Origin of the sequence: Pseudomonas sp. TWP3-2 (assembly GCF_049897765.1) — a bacterium.
Classification (GTDB): Bacteria; Pseudomonadota; Gammaproteobacteria; order Pseudomonadales; family Pseudomonadaceae; genus Aquipseudomonas.
Genome location: NZ_JAFCWW010000013.1, coordinates 38681 through 55118, shown reverse-complemented (window position 1 = coordinate 55118; position 16438 = coordinate 38681). Strand labels below are relative to the sequence as shown.

The window sequence follows — 16438 nt, the reverse complement described above, 5'->3', positions numbered from 1 at the left end:
GCAGGCCTCTCATTCAATCCGCCAGCCAGGCACTTCGCCACGCCAACAGATGTTCGCCTTTGAGCATCCAGTTATCGAGCACCACGCTACGCAGCGCAACTCCGGCCTTGGCGCTGGCATCGGGTTCAGCGAGATGTTCGCGAATCGCCGCAATCCAGTCTTGCGCTCTGTTCCTGACCCTCGTCACCGGCAAGTCGCCGCGATAACAGAGGATGTCCGAGCAGATCACGGGGAAGCCGCAGGCGCCGTATTCCAACAACCGTAAATTGCTTTTGCAGGCGTTGAAAAAATTGTCTTTCAGCGGCGCCAGAGCCAGATCGAGGTTCAAGCCGGCCAGTCTTTGTGGGTACTTTTCAATATCCACGCCCCTGTGAAACTCATGGACATAAGGGCGCAGCGCCGGCGGGCACATCCCCATGAACACCCATTCCACCTCCCCTGCCAGTTCACGCACCACTTCGGCAATCACTTGCAGGTCGGCGCTGTGACTCGAACCGCCGGCCCAGCCGACCCGAGGCTTGCTGCCTTGTTGGCGCTGGCCGACCAGACCGCTCCACCAATGGCCGGGCAGGCGGTTTTCCACAACTCTGATGTCGGGGTTGAACCCCTGCAGCGCATCGGCCAGCGGCTGGGTCGAGACTACCAGCCGATCGCACAGCGCCAAGGCCTTCTTCACGCGCTTGGCGATGTCCCTGGGAAGCACATCATGGTGCAAGTTGCCGGCGGGCACGTCGAGGATATAGTCATCCAGCTCGTACACTTTGAAGGCATTGGATAATGTCTTGGTGTTCTGCATGAACTCCAGGTGCGGCGTTGTGTGTTGCCCCTGGAAAATGATCGTGTCCGGCGCCATGCGCTGCAGTTCTGTCGGTTGCAGCCCCTCTTCGCGCACCGCCCCGCCGATCAATTGCGCGGCTTTCAGCGCAGCGAAGGGCTGACGCACTCGATAATGTCCACTGCCGAAAGAGTCGAGCGGGTGGCACAGCACGTGCGGCAACTCACGACTGGCGAACGGGTGCCAGTCCGTGTCGGTGCGATATTTCGAGGAGAAGCCGCCACCCTCCAGCGTCAGGTTGCGGTTGTAGGCCGGATCGTTGGCGATCTGCGCGAGCCAACGCTGGTACATCACCGACTGTTCGCGCTGGAAGCGCTGGCGCTTGGCTTGCTCCTTGTTTTTGTCGACCTTGCTCTGGCTCACGTTGGCTTCGTGAACGACCACTGCATACGGCGTCCAGACAATCAATCGGCCAGCCTGGCCGACTTTCAGGCACAGATCCACGTCGTTAAAGGAAACGACCAGATCGACCTCGTCCATTCCACCCACTTCACGGTACAGCTCGGTGCTGATCATCAGGCAGGCGGCGGTGACCGCGCTGTAGTTCTGATCAAGGTGCAAGCGATGCAGGTAGCCGTTGGACTGCGTCGAGTCGCCGATAAACGGGTGGTCGGCAACGCCACGCAGACCGAGGACCACGCCTGCATGCTGAATAGTCCCGTCGACGAATAACAATTTGGCACCGACGATCCCCACTTCCGGTCGCTGGGCGTGATGGAGCATTGCACCAAGCCAGTCGCCATCAATGATCGCGGTGTCATTGTTGAGCAGCACCAGATATTCGCCACGGGCATGGCTGGCGGCGAAATTGTTGATTGCCGAGTAGTTGAACGGGTGCGGGTAACGCAGGATGCGCACTTTGGCGTCATCCAGCTGCTCCATGCCGCTGAACCAGTCTCGGGCTTCGGCGGTTTCACTGTTGTTGTCAACGATGAGCAGTTCGTAATGGGTATAGCGGGTCTTCTCAATGATACTTTCGATGCAGCGCAGCAGCATCGGCAGGCAGTCCTTGGTGGGAATAAGGATGGACACCAAAGGCTGCTCGGCGTGTTGGTAGATCACACGGTTAGCCATTGGCAAAGGTCCGGCCTGCAGCTCATGAGCCACGCCCAGGCGCAGCAAGTGCGCCTCGAGAATGGCCGCCGAATTGGCGATCACCTGGGGTTCTGCGAGCCACTGGGAGAAGCTGATTGTCTGGTGCACCAACACATCGGCGAAGTGCCCGACCGTGCCGAGCCCATGGGTTTCGATCAGCCGAAAAAGCAGATCATGCGGCGCCAGTTCGCTGAAGGCGGGATCGAAGCCATCAACAGCCAGCGCCGCCTCGCGACTGAAAGCCAATGCTCGGCCGACATACGGATAACTGCGCAACATGTCCAGATTCAGATCCGGCTTGAATACCGGCCCCTGGCAACCGGAAGCGGTCAGCGCGTCTTCATCACTGTAGCAAGCGCTGACACCGGGATTGAGGGCGATGCCTTCGGCGAGTAAAAGCAGCGCGTGGGGATCAAGTTCGTCGCCGCCCCGCAGCAGGTAGATCCAGTCAACGTCGATTTCCTGCAGCAGCTGATTGAGCTGGCTCGGCCAGGATTCAGCCAGCGGTAGCCAGGCAAGATTGTCCGCAGGCGTCACGTCTACCGGTTCGGCATTCGAGAGCACCACAATCGCCGCGGCCTTATACAGCTGGCGGTCGATGCTGTTCAAACTGGAACGCAACAATTCAATGTCACCGGTGGTATCGGTCAACACGATCAACACGTCCGGTTGCCGCGGCCAGCTCGCCAGTCGAGCGGGTAACCCCTCCAACTCGACCGCAGCCAATTGCCGTGTCGCTAGCCAGCGTTGATAAAGGTCGAGGCTCCGCTGCGCTCGGCCAACATTCGCCAGTACGCCAAAAAATCGATCGAAGACGTGTGCCAGCGTGCCGTCAAGCTGGCCGCGTTCAGTTTCAAAATCTTTGCCCGTCAGTTGCATCCGTTCCAGGGGCGCAAACACTTCAGTGCGCGCAATGAACTGGCTGCCGACAAAAAACTCCGCCTCGTTGATTTCTTGCGGATCAATACCAGCACGCTCGGCGAGGGTGACAAGCAACGTGCGGTCGATTTCACTAAGGGATCTGGTGACCGGCCGCAAGTATTGTTGAGTACCAACCATTGGTGCATGCACCGGCTCGGCAAGACGTTCAACCGCTCGGCGCAAGCGTACGGGGTTCAGCAGGTCATCGAGCAGCTCAAGGCCCCCTTCTTGCGCCCCGCCCAAGTTCAACGAACGCGTAGTGTGCAGCTTGACCAGCGTGCGGATGTTATCGGCGCGCAAAAACGGCAGCATGCGCAGGAACGGCAAAACGTCCCCCCCAAGATCGGGTACCCGGTATAGCGAATAACTCAATCCGCTGGCCGCCAGTCGAGCACTTACCGCATCGTCACCTCCCGCCACGAAAGTCACGTAGAGATGCAAGCGCTCGGGCAGTTTGATCAAACGAACCAGAATGTCTTGCAGCACTTCGGGATAGTACGCATGGATAACCACGCCGACCGGCGGCTCGCCGTCTTCGAGAAGTGGCTGCTGCGCAACCAGCACTTCGCACTCCTGGTCAGGCAAGAGTCCAGAAACCAGGTGAGCACCTTGAGCCGACGGTGGAGTTGTCATATTCAAACCAATTTAAATAGGAGGCAAAGATAGAACTCGCTGGATGCGACTGCAAATTCGTCGGCGTGCCCAATGAGCACCGCAGGTTTGATGTCGGCAGTGGCGGAGTTTACTTAAAAAATACTGCGTTCCAAATGACTTCGGCGAGGACGAGGCACGCTGCAGCGTCTCCTGCTTGCGGTCGCAGGTCTGGCTTTCCTGATAAACTCCCCCACCTCCCAGCCACACCGATTTCGTGCCCCCAATGCTCCCAATCACCGCCACACCCGCCCCGCTCTCCCGCCGCTTTAGCGTGGCGCCGATGATGGATTGGGCGTAACCCCTCGTCTGCACCCCGGCTAGCCTGGCCATGCCCTCAAAGACACAATGCTCTGTAGCAGTTTGGCGTACGTTTTGCCCCATTTTTGCCCCATCCCCATCGCTCCCCGCTAGAGTTCAGAACGAATAGAAACAGACACCCGCGCGTCGACGATACTCTCCCTCTCCGCAAGAAATCTGAACATCGGCCCGCCCCATCAGAACAGTCCTCTCAAAGATGAGGGCTTCCAACTCCTGATCGCCCCCCCGCCCGATCCGCGCTGACGATTGCAATCAACCAAAATGCTCCCGCGCAGTTTAGAAATGAACTCGACATCCTTTTCTCTGTCTTTTTCTCTGTCGCTTCGTAGAGGAAACCTTGACAAATATCAGGCTGTTTCCTATATCAATTTTTTTTGCCATTTTGTCAGCGTGCTCTGAGATTCAGGTTGCTCAGGCTCGGTATGGCTTGGGCTTCGTGTTTTGTCTCCTCCCTCAGCTTAAGGATAAGCGTATGTTCGCGCCGGCTAATGCTGCGCACTTCACGTTACTGATCCCATCTGTTCGTAACGATTTTAAGGTGCTGGCCTTTTACGGCACCGAAGCTATCAGCAGCTTGTATTCGATACAGATTGAACTGGTCAGCGAATCCCCTGATTTCGATCTGGAAAGCCTGCTCAGTCAGCCGGCCTTCCTTCAGGTATTCATGGGCGTATCGAAGATGTGTTCGTGGGTGAAGCCGGTAAACGCCTGACCCGTTACCAGCTGACCTTGGTGCCCGCTCTGCACTATTTGCAGTTCAGCCATAACCAGCGGATTTTCCAGCACCTGACGGTGCCGCAGATCGTGGCACAGGTACTCAATGGACATGGCATCCAGGCCGATGCGTATACCTTTCATGTCAGCACCAGTGCAGAGCGCGAATACTGCACTCAATACGGCGAAAACGACTTCGAGTTCATCCAGAGGTTATGCAGTGAGGATGGGATTTCATGGCACCATCAACACAGCCAGGACGGCCATCAGCTAGTATTCACGGACGATCAGACCTATTTCCCCAAGCTGGGGGGCACACCGTACCAGCAAGGTTCAGGCCTGGCAGCTGATCACCCAGTGGTCAGTCAGTTCTCCATGCGCTTTAGCACTCGGACCAGCACAGCCACGCGTCGGGATTATGATTTAAAACGCCCAAGCCTGTTGCTGGAAAGCCAATTCACTGCCGAGTTTACTCCTGCGCTCGAAGACTACCGTTACCCGGCGCTGCACGAAAATGAAAAGCTCGGCAAACAGCTTGCCCGGCAGGCTTTGGAGCGGCACCGAAGCGACTACCAGTTGGCTGAGGGGAAAAGCGATCAGCCAACCCTGCGCAGCGGTCACTTCTTCGACGTGACCGAACACCCGCGTCAGCAGTGCAACGCGTTGTGGTTGTTGCTCAGAGTCAATCACGTTGGAAAACAACCCCAGGCGCTTGAAGAAGCGATCACCAGCGACGTGAGTCCTGAAGACGGCTTTACCCAAGGTTACCGCAACAGCTTCAGCGCGATTCCCTGGGACGTGTTTTTCCGTCCACCGCTGCTCAAGCGAAAATCGATGCTGGTCAGCCAGACAGCACGTGTCACCGGGCCTGCTGGCGAAGAAATATTTTGCGATGAGTATGGGCGCGTAAAGGTCGAGTTCCATTGGGATCGCGCCGAACTTGGAAGCGACAAGAGCAGCTGCTGGCTACGGGTTTTATCCAGCTGGGCCGGGGATAGTTTCGGTGCGGTGACCATCCCGCGTATAGGCATGGAAGTGGTGGTGACCTACTTGGAAGGTAATCCCGACAATCCATTGATTACGGGTTGCGTGCCTAACAAAGTCACGCCGGTGCCGTACCCCCTGCCCGCGAACAAAACCAAAACGGTTCTGCGCAGCCACAGTTCACCCGCCAGTGGCGGGTACAACGAGCTGTCGATTGAAGATCACAGCGGCCAGGAGTTGATCTACCTGCGTGCTCAGCGTGACATGGAGCAAAAGGTCGAACATGACAGTCGGCTGGAAGTGGGTAACGAACGCCGGGAAACCATCAAGGGCAACAGCATCGCTGTACTGGAAGCTGAAGAGCAGCGTACCGTCACTGCTGACCGTAAAGTCGATCTCAAAGCCAATGACTATTTGCAAGTCGCTAGCAGCAGCCATACCCGTGTAGGACAAACAGTGGTGATTGAGGCTGGTCAACAAGTCCACCTCAAGGCCGGCGCCCATCTGATCCTAGACGCAGGGGCCAGCATCACCCTGAAAGGCGGCGGTCAGCACATTGTGATAGGCCCTGGCGGTATTTTCAGCAGTACTGAGATTCAAATTGGTGGTGCGCCTGCTGCGGGAACCGCTGCTGCTCCTGTGTTGCCGGGGATGCTTGAAGGGTTGATGGCGCCAACAGCATTGCCGCTTCCCAGCCTGCCGTTTTACCAACAGCAGGCGGTGGCAGGTGCTCTCCTACCTATTCCTGGTTGTCACCTCGACGCATCAGGTCATTGCCCAATCCACCATCCAGGTAAGACGGCATGATCAAGTCCATCTCCTCGCCCTTTCAGACGCCTGAAGCACTGGGCGTCCTGTGTGTGATTCTGGATGCCAGTTTTGATCCGGATTTACCAGCTTATGTCGATCAGCTCACCGGCTATGGCGTCGAACGTTGTATACCGCTCTTCGACGATACTCCTTATGCCGGCCTGCAAGCTGCCGGGCCTTTCGCGTTACTGTGCCCGACACCTGGCGCTTCCATGGAGCACGCCAGCAGGCTGTTGGAGCGGGCCGATGCCGGATGTGTTGTCTATCTGCAGGATGAGCAATCCTTCGAGAGGGCCGTTGAACATTGGCGCAGCCTGCTGACCATCAGCACTGATGACACGCCGGTCCAACTGATGCGTTTTTTCGACCCGCGCTGGCTGGAGCCGCTACTGAACAGCCTTGATGAAAAGGAGCTGTTGCAGTTCATGGGACCGCTCACCGACATGGTGTGGCGCAATGAGCTGGGCTGGCGCCATTTGGCTCACCCCCGACCTGACCCGGACGCGGAGATTCAGGAGCCTGGCTGGTTACACCTAAGCGTCGAGCGCCAGGCTCAGATGGATGATCACCGTTTGAAAGTGCTGGCAGGACGATTCGCCCTGGATTATCAGACGGTACTGTCGATGCCTGAGCCGGTGGCGTTCGTTTATCGGCAACTACTCGGGGCCCGGCAAACAGGGTATCTGCGGCTGGCCGAGCAAGAGCGTTGGTTGCGTTTGGCGCTACGTCAGGGCGATAGCTTCTGGAGCAATTCCCCAAATACCGAATTATTGGCCCGTGATGACTTGGGCCTTGGCGACAAGCTAATCGAGCTTGAGCGTCTCTGAATCACAAGGACGATGATCCGATGAACAAAACCTACCCGGTAACAAACGGCGATACGTTGGGAGACATTGCCCAGCAAAACGGCACTACAACGGCCGAGATACAAGCGCTTAACCCGATCATTACTGATCCCGACTACATCAAGCCTGGATGGGAGCTGAAGCTGCCCGATACCGCGCCCAAGCCAGCACTGCCACCACCGATGCATGCAGATAACACTAGCTCCACCGCACTTAAGGGGCAAGCCGAGTGCGATGAGGAACTGGTCGATGTGGCGCATATTACCGGTGAGCCCCATTTCTATGTTCTGACTGACAAACAGTCCAAAGCACTGAAGCAGGAAATCAGCGCTGTCCAGAAACTGATGGATGAGCTGCATCAGAATCTCGCGAAAGCGCTGCCTGCCATCCAGTGCAAGAAAATTCAAGAACCCAATGCCAGCTGCGCCTGCTCACGCTGCGTAAAAGATGCTTGGGCAGTCAAAGCCGAAGGCGCCGGGTTGCTGATGCGCAGCACTGAACCCCAGCAAAAAAAAGCCGCACCACTGACCAGCGATAAAGATCTTCAGGGAAAAATGGCCACTTTGCAGAAGGCGCGTGACTGGTATCAGAAATACCGTCCCAGTTCTCTTGGTGCTACGCAATTTGAAGCCAACTGGAAGAATTTGCAAAAAAGTAAAATACGGGAATTAGATCAGGAAATCGGCAAGCTTCGTGCCCAACTTACCGCACAAAAAAAACCCGAATCCGAAGACAGCTCTACCAGCGCCAACAGCGCCGCCCCGGATCTCAAACATGGCAAGGGACGCAGCACTGAACGTCAGCGTGGCAGTCAGACCAAGTCCGGCGTCACCGTGGTGGAAATCATCCTGTTCAGCGACCCGACTCAGCGTCATTACGTCTCGATTCCGTGGCGAAGTACCACCGCATGGAATGTCCGAGTCCCTACCCGCGTCATGGCCGGAAAACCCTTCAACAAGCAACTCGCCGCTGACCTGATCAAGGACATAAAAAACGCGGTCGGTGGAGGACGTAAAGCAGGCCCCTTGGGCATCCTGGAACTCAAGATCAGTACCTGGACCAGTAAACAGGACAATCTGCTCAACGCGTTGCACAAGGAAGTGTCTTGGGCATCTAATGAAAGTGACGCATCGCCCTATGCCATATCTGCCGAAGCTCATGCACTGCGCTTTGCCGCAAGTGCCAGTGCCGGAGTGAATAGCTGGAACCCCAAAGAGGGCAATATCGACGTAGGCGTCAAGGGGAGCGCGGCGTTCTCGATGGCTGAAGCTTCAGCGTCCCTGAATACGTATTTTCCTAGTCAGGGCGGATACGTCGCGAACATGGCCTATCTCAATGCTCTGAAAAAGGAAGTTCTACACCCTATGGGCGTGTTTCGCCTAAGTGGAAAATTGGAATTGTCGTGTTTTGTTGGAGCCAAGTTACAGGGCGAGGCTGGTGTTAAAACGCAATACAAGCCAACGGAAACCCCCGCAGGAGCCACAGCGTTACTCGGTACTCCGACCATGGAACTCGGTCGCAGTGGCAACATCGGTGTCAAGTGCGACGCTTTTGCAGGCGCGCAAACCGGTGGCGCCCTAAGCGGTGCCTTCGAGTGGGTTGAACCGGAAAAACAAGGTACCGGAAAAGCCGTCACCGGTCAGACAAACGCCAATAGCAACTGGGCGAAGTTGGCAGAGATCAAGGCTGAAGGGAATGTCGCCTTGGGGATCGGTGCAGGTGGTGAGTTTGGCTTCAGCATTGCGAAAGATCGGTTGGCATTTAACTGCAAAGGCTCGCTGGTATTCGGTCCTGGTGCCGGTGGTGGGTTTGGTACGGTGGTGGACCTTGAGCAGGTGGGAAAGCTGACGTTGCTGTTTTGTAATGCCTTGGCGGATGTAGATTACAGGCACCTATTGGGGGTGACGAAGGAAGCTTTTAGCTATATGGCATCAGGGCTGTACCAGGTGGCGACCTCGCCGGTGAAAAAGACCATTGAGGGGTTTGAGTTAGGGCGCGAAGAAATGCTTGCTTGGTGGGAAGATCGACAAGCCACGAAGATAGAAGCTGAAGCACTAGCCGATTATCTCATTCATCATAAGACAGATAAGATCATGCGGATTCGGGACCAAGACGTTCCACTGAGCGTGTTGCCGCCTGAAACCATTGGTCCCATGGTCTACCTGCTAACAGAAGGAGTTATCGCCAGAGGGATTGGTAGCTTCAACGAAAAGCAGGAAAAGGCCTTGGTCATTCTTCTGTCGGAAGTTCGTCGCTGGCGGCAATTTATTGAAGTGCTGGAGCATTGTTCACTCGACGCGACAAAGGTCAATGCCATGGAGAGTTTGGAGCGAATTAACGCCTTGCTTAACGGCCATGAACAAGACCAATTCAATGGTTTTATTGATAGCTTGGCGATTAACCAGACGTCCGATACTACAGTCCGATTGGCCTGGAACCCCAGCAATGCTTGGCGTAAGGAGAGTGTGCTGGTGGCCGCACAGCGCAGTGGCCGGTTTGATGGTTTGGCATGATTTTGAACGACAACAAGGGCACTTGAAAGCGCCTTTGTTGTCTGCTGGAGTGCTTTAAAGTGGCTGATTGGATTGGATTGCGCAACGGAAACTTGTACCGGGTAAATGCCGGCTTCTTGTAGGCTCATTAGGGAATCGTCGAACAGTACTGGCCGTGAGCAAAGGATCTTCGCCTGCATTGGTGCCTCGACGGATTCGTTCCGTTCCGGTAGCCGGGCCCTGAGGGTTTTCCAATGGCGAGTGGCGGTAATAGTCTTTATCGTACCAGTCGTTTACCCAGTCGGTAGCGTTGCCTGACATGTTATAGAGTCCTAGCGGATTAGGAACGAAACTGTCTACAGCAAATGTGCGTCCCTTTCCCTGGAGAGGAAAATTGCGTCCGTAATTCAAACTGCCGTTATCTGTAGGGAAGAATACATGCAGTCCGCGACTGCGGGCGGCATACTCCCACTGGGCTTCTGTAGGCAAATCCACAGGGTAACCACTCAGTTTACCTACCCAGCCGCAATAATCCTTGGCTTCTTGCCAGCTTTGAGTAGCAGCTGGTAAGTCAGGTTGATAGCGGAACTGCAAATTCTCTCGCTTACGTAGCTCCGCATCAAACAACGGTTTGCCCTGAGCAATAAAGAACACATCGAAATCGCCCAGGGTTGTTTGGAATTTCGACAGGGAGTAACTGCTCAGTCTAACGGGATGAACGAAGTCGTCATCACCGTCCATGCTGATATGACCCATTTGCTCCGGGTCCACACCGCATGGCCAGTCGCACAATTTTGTAGGGTCATCGTCGTACGGCCAACCAAAATCCCCCATCTGAAACTCGCCACCCTCGACAAACACCATGTTATCCAGTGACTGCACTACGGTATTCAGTAGCTTGCCGCGAACCTCGGTGGAGAGTTTTGGGTATTGCTGCTCAATGGTCGTAGCGATCTTCGCGACTTTATCAGGCGAGAGTTTCTGGCTTTTCGGGAGAGAGGATGATTGAGCTTGGCAGCCTGTCAGCAGCAGCAAAGTACAAATAGGTAATAAAATCAGTCTGACCAATTTAATGTCCTTATAAATAGCTATCAATGTCATCGAGACTATCATTTTTCGATACTCGGCGTGAGCTCAAGGAATGAGCAGCGGGTATCATGCTCCCGGCAGTTTTTAAAGTGGTTGTCGAGTCAACCTTCCAACTATGACACTCCTTTTCTCGACCTGTTGCTCTCTGGATTTAACAGCACGGTGACGATAGGCTCCCAATACGTGTTCGACCTGGCTACGCTCCGGATTTTTCTCTTTGGCTCGTTCGTACATATAAATGCGTGTCTTCCGGTGAGCCCACGTCTTAACGTGGACCGGCTAACTCACTAGATGCCTCATGAAAAACTCAAGTTCAATGCCCGATAACCGTGCTGCACCCGACTACCAAAGATGCCTACCCGCCGAGCTCCACAGCCAAGCGGATGCCTTTGTCCCAATCACTTACGTAGTAACGCCCCAGGCCCAGGTATTCGGCCATTGCACGGGCATAGCTTGCGCAACACCTTCCTGGCATCAAACATGGCCAGCGGATCCACCTCATAGCCCCACGCTGGACGCGCCACAGACAACACCGCCCCCAAGTGCGAAAGGCCATTGCCGACCGTCTGCGCCTGAACGCCGCCGCCCTCTTTACTCATCCGCCAATGTGCGAAATCCACCAGCTTCTGACTGGTCAGCGCCGAGTCTTCGAGATCACCCAACCAGATATCCTTGATCGCGTTGAGTGTTGCGTTCTTCGTCTTACCCAACGGCCGAATCTTTTCGTACTCGTCCAGGTACTACTCGATCATCTTTCTGATCGTCACACCCTTGCGATTCGCTCGTTCGATTGCACCAGGCTCAGACAGCTCAGTCTCACGCCGCTCGATCCAAGCCTGAGCGACCTGCTTGCGGCCGAAGGTTGGGCTTTCCTGATAAACTCTTTTCCCGTCTCGATTGATCCGTAGCTGCGCCGCGCAAGCCGTCGACTTGTCCTAGCGCTCACGTGATGTGATCGTGCCCGTTTTCCAGTTGGTACATGGCCGGGGTCGGTTGGTACATTGTACCAACCGACCCCGAAAATCACGGAATAATGGGTAAAAACCGCCGTATCAAAGATCAGTACCAATGAATTTCGAAAAACCTGAAGCGCCCGTAAACACTAGCCCATCCCGCTCCGAGCCGTCTCGCCGTTTTAGTGTCGCCCCCATGATGGATTGGACTGACCGCCATTGCCGGTTTTTCCTGCGCATCTTGTCGAAAAACGCCCTGCTCTATACCGAGATGGTCACCACTGGTGCGCTGCTTAATGGCGATCACGAACGCTTCCTGCGTCATAGCGATGCCGAGCATCCATTGGCGTTGCAGTTGGGCGGCAGTGTTCCGCTGGACTTGGCCGCGTGCGCACGCATGGCCCAGGAGCATGGCTACGACGAGGTCAATCTCAATGTCGGCTGCCCCAGTGACCGGGTGCAGAACAACATGATTGGCGCCTGCCTGATGGCTCATCCGCGATTAGTGGCTGATTGCGTCAAGGCGATGCGTGATGCGGTGTCGATTCCGGTGACGGTGAAGCATCGGATCGGTATTAATGGGCGCGACAGTTACGAAGAACTGTGTGATTTCGTCGGTACGGTGCGCGACGCCGGGTGCACGAGTTTTACCGTGCATGCGCGGATTGCGATTCTCGAGGGGTTGTCGCCGAAGGAGAACCGCGACATTCCACCTCTGCGTTACGACGTGGCGGCGCGGTTGAAGGCGGATTTTCCGGAACTTGAGATCATCCTTAACGGCGGGATCAAGACGATGGAGGCCTGCCACGAGCATTTGCAGACTTTCGACGGGGTAATGCTGGGCCGTGAGGCGTATCACAATCCCTATGTGATGGCCGAAGTGGATCAGCAGTTGTTTGGCAGTACGGCGCCGGTGATTACTCGGGCCGAGGCGCTGGCGCAGTTACGGCCTTATATCGCGGCGCACATTGCTGCCGGCGGTTCGATGCATCACATCACGCGCCACGTACTTGGCTTGGGCACCGGTTTTCCGGGGGCGCGCAAGTTTCGCCAGTTGTTGTCGGTGGATATTCACAAGGCCAAGGATCCGCTGGCGTTGCTGGATCAGGCTGCCGAGTTATTGGAAGGCCGCTGATTGATCCCTTGAGCTTGTGGGCAACGAATGAACGTTGCCTGCGGCTGAAAATTCTTTTGATCTGCTGACAGGATGTCGTTCGAGTATGCCCGCGTTCAATTTCACTGGTTTCAAGCGCTTCACTTTCCTCGTTTTGTTCAGCGTCACCTCCAACACTTATGCGCACTGCGACGGTTTCTGCATGGGGCAAACCGAAACACCCTGGGAAGTCACGCAGTTCTCCGGGCTTTCCATTGCCGTGCTGCTGCTCACGCCCTTCTCGGCTACCAATAACACCACCGAAAACTTTAAACGTGTTTACTCCGCCGAGGAGCTCGAAGACGCGCGGCTTTATCTGGCAAGTGACGGCACGCTGCAAGCGGCGTATTTCACGTCAGCCCTGCAGCGTTTTCGTCAGGAGTCGCCAGAAGCACAGCTGAGTGATCTGGCCATCGCCGCACTGATCAGCAGTCAGTGATCACCCCGCCGTTGCCGCCGTCCAGTTCACCCAGCCAAACCCCCACGTCGCCAGAATCAGCAAGCCAAACCCGATCCGGTACCAGGCGAACGCGGCGTAACTGTGGTTGGCAATGAATTTGAGCAAGCCACGCACGGCAATCATCGCGAAAACGAACGCGGTGACAAATCCCAGCGCAAACACCGGCAGATCGCTTTGCTGGAACAAGTCACGATACTTGTAACCAGAGTAAACCGCCGCACCGACCATGGTCGGCATTGCCAGAAAGAACGAGAATTCGGTAGCAGCCTTGCGCGACAGGCCAAACAGTAAACCGCCGATGATGGTTGAGCCGGAGCGCGAAGTGCCCGGGATCATCGCCAGGCACTGTACCAAGCCAATCTTCAGCGCATCTGACCAGCGCATGTCGTCGACATGCTCGACGCTCACGACATGCCTGCGCCGCTCGGCCCACAACATCACGATGCCGCCGATCACCAATGCCACGGCAACGGTGATCGGGTTAAACAGGTAGTGATGGATGGTGTCAGCAAACAGCACGCCCAAGACCACGGCTGGCATAAAGGCTATGAGCAAGTTGAGGGTGAAGCGTTGAGCATTACGCTCGGTGGGCAGGCCTTTGACGATTTCGAAGATCTTCGGCCGAAACTCCCAGACCACAGCAAGAATGGCGCCCAATTGAATAATGATATTGAACGCCATGGCGCGCTCGCCGCCGAACTCCAGCAGATCAGCGACAATGATCTGGTGGCCGGTACTTGAGATTGGCAAGAATTCGGTCAGACCTTCCACCGCACCTAAAATCAACACCTGGAAAAAGGTCCAGAAATCCATTAATCCTCCGTCAGAGTGCTCTTGGCGAGCGCCTCGTTTAACCGCACTCAGGAATTGAGTATCTGAAGTAAAACAATCGGATATCGAGATCCATTGCCTGCACAGGCGACGCAGAGTATGTCTTATCAAAACGCACACTCAAGCCATGTTAATAAACGTCCGCCTACGAACTAATCAGGAAAAATTTAAGCAGTTAGTAGATAAAAGTCCGTCGAGCCAATAAAGTGTGATGCATCTCACATTACTTAGAGATGGCCAGACAGTGGCAAAAGGACATGAATAAAGCGGTCGCCATCGATTCAAAATAGTGGCACAATTTCACATTGCCACCATCTAAGCCCTCTACTCCAGCTAGTTCACAGTCTCGAGAAAAGCAACTAAAAGCTTGAAAAGCTTAATTATTGTTAGAAAACTCGCGGGCTACGTCTAAAATCCGTCCAAATGTTACCAATTGTCAGTCACAGATGAGAACCGGTGCTTTAACATCCCGATGTCAGCACTTAATTCGAGTCAATGCATGATGCTCTCAGGGAACTTGGCGACTAGAAGTCCGCGCCCGACAAATAACGAACCCGGTGTACTCACTCTGGGCCGTACCCTCGTTGTGGCTGAGCATTTTAGAGCGCTACTGGCAAAGCACGTGCAGACCGATTTGGCGCTTGAGGTCAGTTCGTACACTAGTTCATATCAGCAGAATGAATACTCCACCTCTTATCGGGCGATCTTTATTGTCATCGACAGCTCTCAAGCACTCGAAGACAATCTCGCGCTGGTGGAAAGCCTGCGTAGTGACAACTTGAAATCCATCATTTGCGCGGTCATCACTGGTCGCGGCGCGTTTAACAAGATCAGGTACTACCTGGCTGGTGCGGACTTTTGTATCAAGCTCAATACCTTGTCCGACGATGACACTGAGTTGCTTGGAGAGTTCTTCAGCAGTGAAGAATGGCAACGCGACATCAGCCTGACGCTCGACCCCACGCGCATATGCCTGCTTAACGCCAACCAGAAACTCGATATCTCGTTTGCCGAAATGAAGATCCTCGAAGCGTTTGCGCACACCAGTAACCACATTCTCAGCCATGATGAAATCGCCAGTATCATGGGGCTCAATACCAATTTCTACGACCCGAGGGCACTGGAGAAATCCATCAGTCGCTTGCGTGGAAAAATCAAGGACATGTATGGTACAAACGCGATTCAGAGCATCCGCGGCCATGGCTATCGCCTGCTGCGGGGCCTGATATCGACTGCCTGATCAAGGGCAGCCACCCTTTTGCATACGTACGAAGGATCGTCTGATGCAACCATATAGCTCTCGTAGTACTTCACATCCGTTGATTTCTCAGCAATTGAATGAGCGCAACAACATAACAATAAACTTAACAACATAGCAGCAGAACGAGTGGAATTTATCGAGGGCCATTTTCCGGCCCAGACCCTGCCTGTGGATTACTTCCAAGGAAGTCATTGCTCGCCTGCCGATTTATCTTTTTCGCCAATTTTGGTGCGTACTTTAGGAGAGAGACATGGAAACTAGTACAACCCTCCCAAGAAAATATTTTGTCGTTGTGACCAATAGCACAACGTCGCAACGCGAACTTGAGAGCATCCTGTCCAGCGAACGCTTCAATTCGTTTGGCACCTCTCAGGCACAAATGTTTATTGAAGGTGCTACTTCGCCCTCTTCCGCTCCCATGCTGATGGAGTTCACTTACCCAAGCGGCACAAGGAAAAATGTCGCACGCAGTATTGAACACGATACCCAGCGAATATTGGCAACCCTCGAGGCAGAATGGTTGGCCGCACAAACTGCAAATCCATTCCAGAGCGTTCGCGCAACAACAGCAGAAGCCGGCGGCGCCACTCAAACTGATCAGTGCGACAACTCCTGCACTGAAGCCTGGCATCTCGATAACGATCAAGGCGTACTGGTCAAAGAAGATATCGAGATCAGCCTGACTGGATTGGAAGCCGCACTGGTCAAGAAGATGCTTCACCATGAAGAGCGTGTTGTCAGTCGCGACGAACTGATCCTCAGCATTGGCCGAGAGCCTGAGCAATATCGCGGACTGGAGATGTGCCTGAGTCGCCTACAAGACAAGTTCAAAGGCGCCAGCAACGGTGAACGATTGTTTCGTGCCGTGAGAAACCGCGGCTATTGCCTGATCCAGGAAGTAGTAGCGTAATAAGCCCTGGCTCCATCTGCAAAACAAACAGACATACAGTGCAACTACAAAAATAAAAAAGCACTCTGTCTGGTTTCATCCTCCTCCTTGATTACACCTCGCTATCCCCGCCC

At 54.8% G+C, this 16438-nt stretch carries 9 protein-coding genes and 2 pseudogenes; 7 read left to right on the top strand and 4 right to left on the bottom strand.

All coding sequences use genetic code 11. The features are described from left to right. Window positions 1–13 precede the first annotated feature (13 nt). Window positions 14–3484 (bottom strand): glycosyltransferase, encoded by a 3471-nt coding sequence (locus ACP7EE_RS19035; protein ID WP_426235870.1) that lies wholly within the window; start codon window positions 3482–3484, stop codon window positions 14–16. A gap of 811 nt (window positions 3485–4295) precedes the next feature. Between ACP7EE_RS19035 and ACP7EE_RS19030 the strand changes: the two are divergent. The 3 genes and pseudogenes from ACP7EE_RS19030 to ACP7EE_RS19020 all read left to right on the top strand — a co-directional run bounded on the left by ACP7EE_RS19030 (window position 4296) and on the right by ACP7EE_RS19020 (window position 9689). Then, window positions 4296–6328 (top strand): annotated as a pseudogene (locus tag ACP7EE_RS19030) (type VI secretion system tip protein VgrG). Continuing rightward, complete coding sequence (locus ACP7EE_RS19025) at window positions 6325–7158, top strand: DUF4123 domain-containing protein (protein ID WP_426235868.1); 834 nt, start codon at window positions 6325–6327, stop codon at window positions 7156–7158. Before ACP7EE_RS19030 ends, ACP7EE_RS19025 begins: the two are co-directional and overlap by 4 nt. Window positions 7159–7178: 20 nt before the next feature. Beyond that, entirely contained in the window at window positions 7179–9689 is a 2511-nt protein-coding gene (locus ACP7EE_RS19020) for a LysM peptidoglycan-binding domain-containing protein (protein ID WP_426235866.1), read from the top strand. Window positions 9690–9743: 54 nt separating this feature from the next. Here ACP7EE_RS19020 and ACP7EE_RS19015 read toward each other — a convergent pair whose 3' ends face one another. Together ACP7EE_RS19015 and ACP7EE_RS19010 are read right to left on the bottom strand one after the other, a co-directional pair. Next, complete coding sequence (locus ACP7EE_RS19015; RefSeq protein WP_426235864.1) at window positions 9744–10769, bottom strand: formylglycine-generating enzyme family protein; 1026 nt, start codon at window positions 10767–10769, stop codon at window positions 9744–9746. A 437-nt stretch (window positions 10770–11206) separates the two neighbouring features. Continuing rightward, window positions 11207–11713: pseudogene (locus ACP7EE_RS19010) on the bottom strand (site-specific integrase); the annotation flags it as partial. Window positions 11714–11825: 112 nt separating this feature from the next. On the opposite strand from ACP7EE_RS19010, the gene dusA reads away from it, so the two are divergent. Both dusA and ACP7EE_RS19000 read left to right on the top strand, forming a co-directional pair. Beyond that, window positions 11826–12845, top strand: coding sequence for a tRNA dihydrouridine(20/20a) synthase DusA (gene dusA / locus ACP7EE_RS19005; RefSeq protein WP_426235862.1), 1020 nt, complete (start codon window positions 11826–11828; stop codon window positions 12843–12845). Window positions 12846–12930: 85 nt separating this feature from the next. Continuing rightward, on the top strand, window positions 12931–13302 hold the full coding sequence (locus ACP7EE_RS19000) for a DUF2388 domain-containing protein (RefSeq protein WP_426235860.1): 372 nt from the start codon (window positions 12931–12933) through the stop codon (window positions 13300–13302). On the opposite strand, the gene ACP7EE_RS18995 is transcribed toward ACP7EE_RS19000, so the two are convergent. Beyond that, complete coding sequence (locus ACP7EE_RS18995) at window positions 13303–14136, bottom strand: undecaprenyl-diphosphate phosphatase (RefSeq protein WP_426235858.1); 834 nt, start codon at window positions 14134–14136, stop codon at window positions 13303–13305. It lies immediately after the preceding gene. A gap of 517 nt (window positions 14137–14653) precedes the next feature. Here ACP7EE_RS18995 and ACP7EE_RS18990 point away from each other — a divergent pair. Then, the gene (locus tag ACP7EE_RS18990) at window positions 14654–15394 is read left to right on the top strand and encodes a winged helix-turn-helix domain-containing protein (protein ID WP_426204036.1); all 741 of its coding nucleotides are present in this window, start codon (window positions 14654–14656) and stop codon (window positions 15392–15394) included. Between the two features lie 271 nt (window positions 15395–15665). Then, a complete protein-coding gene (locus tag ACP7EE_RS18985) occupies window positions 15666–16325 on the top strand; it encodes a helix-turn-helix domain-containing protein (protein WP_426204039.1) in 660 nt (219 codons plus the stop codon). Window positions 16326–16438 lie beyond the last annotated feature (113 nt).

What these genes read in the sequence shown, in the direction of transcription:
- ACP7EE_RS19035 (WP_426235870.1), bottom strand. Translation starts at nt 3,484, where the DNA reads ATGACAACTCCACCGTCGGCTCAAGGTGCTCACCTGGTTTCTGGACTC.
- ACP7EE_RS19020 (WP_426235866.1), top strand. Translation starts at nt 7,179, where the DNA reads ATGAACAAAACCTACCCGGTAACAAACGGCGATACGTTGGGAGACATT.
- ACP7EE_RS18985 (WP_426204039.1), top strand. Translation starts at nt 15,666, where the DNA reads ATGGAAACTAGTACAACCCTCCCAAGAAAATATTTTGTCGTTGTGACC.
- ACP7EE_RS19025 (WP_426235868.1), top strand. Translation starts at nt 6,325, where the DNA reads ATGATCAAGTCCATCTCCTCGCCCTTTCAGACGCCTGAAGCACTGGGC.
- ACP7EE_RS19015 (WP_426235864.1), bottom strand. Translation starts at nt 10,769, where the DNA reads ATGACATTGATAGCTATTTATAAGGACATTAAATTGGTCAGACTGATT.
- dusA (WP_426235862.1), top strand. Translation starts at nt 11,826, where the DNA reads ATGAATTTCGAAAAACCTGAAGCGCCCGTAAACACTAGCCCATCCCGC.
- ACP7EE_RS18995 (WP_426235858.1), bottom strand. Translation starts at nt 14,136, where the DNA reads ATGGATTTCTGGACCTTTTTCCAGGTGTTGATTTTAGGTGCGGTGGAA.
- ACP7EE_RS18990 (WP_426204036.1), top strand. Translation starts at nt 14,654, where the DNA reads ATGATGCTCTCAGGGAACTTGGCGACTAGAAGTCCGCGCCCGACAAAT.
- ACP7EE_RS19000 (WP_426235860.1), top strand. Translation starts at nt 12,931, where the DNA reads ATGCCCGCGTTCAATTTCACTGGTTTCAAGCGCTTCACTTTCCTCGTT.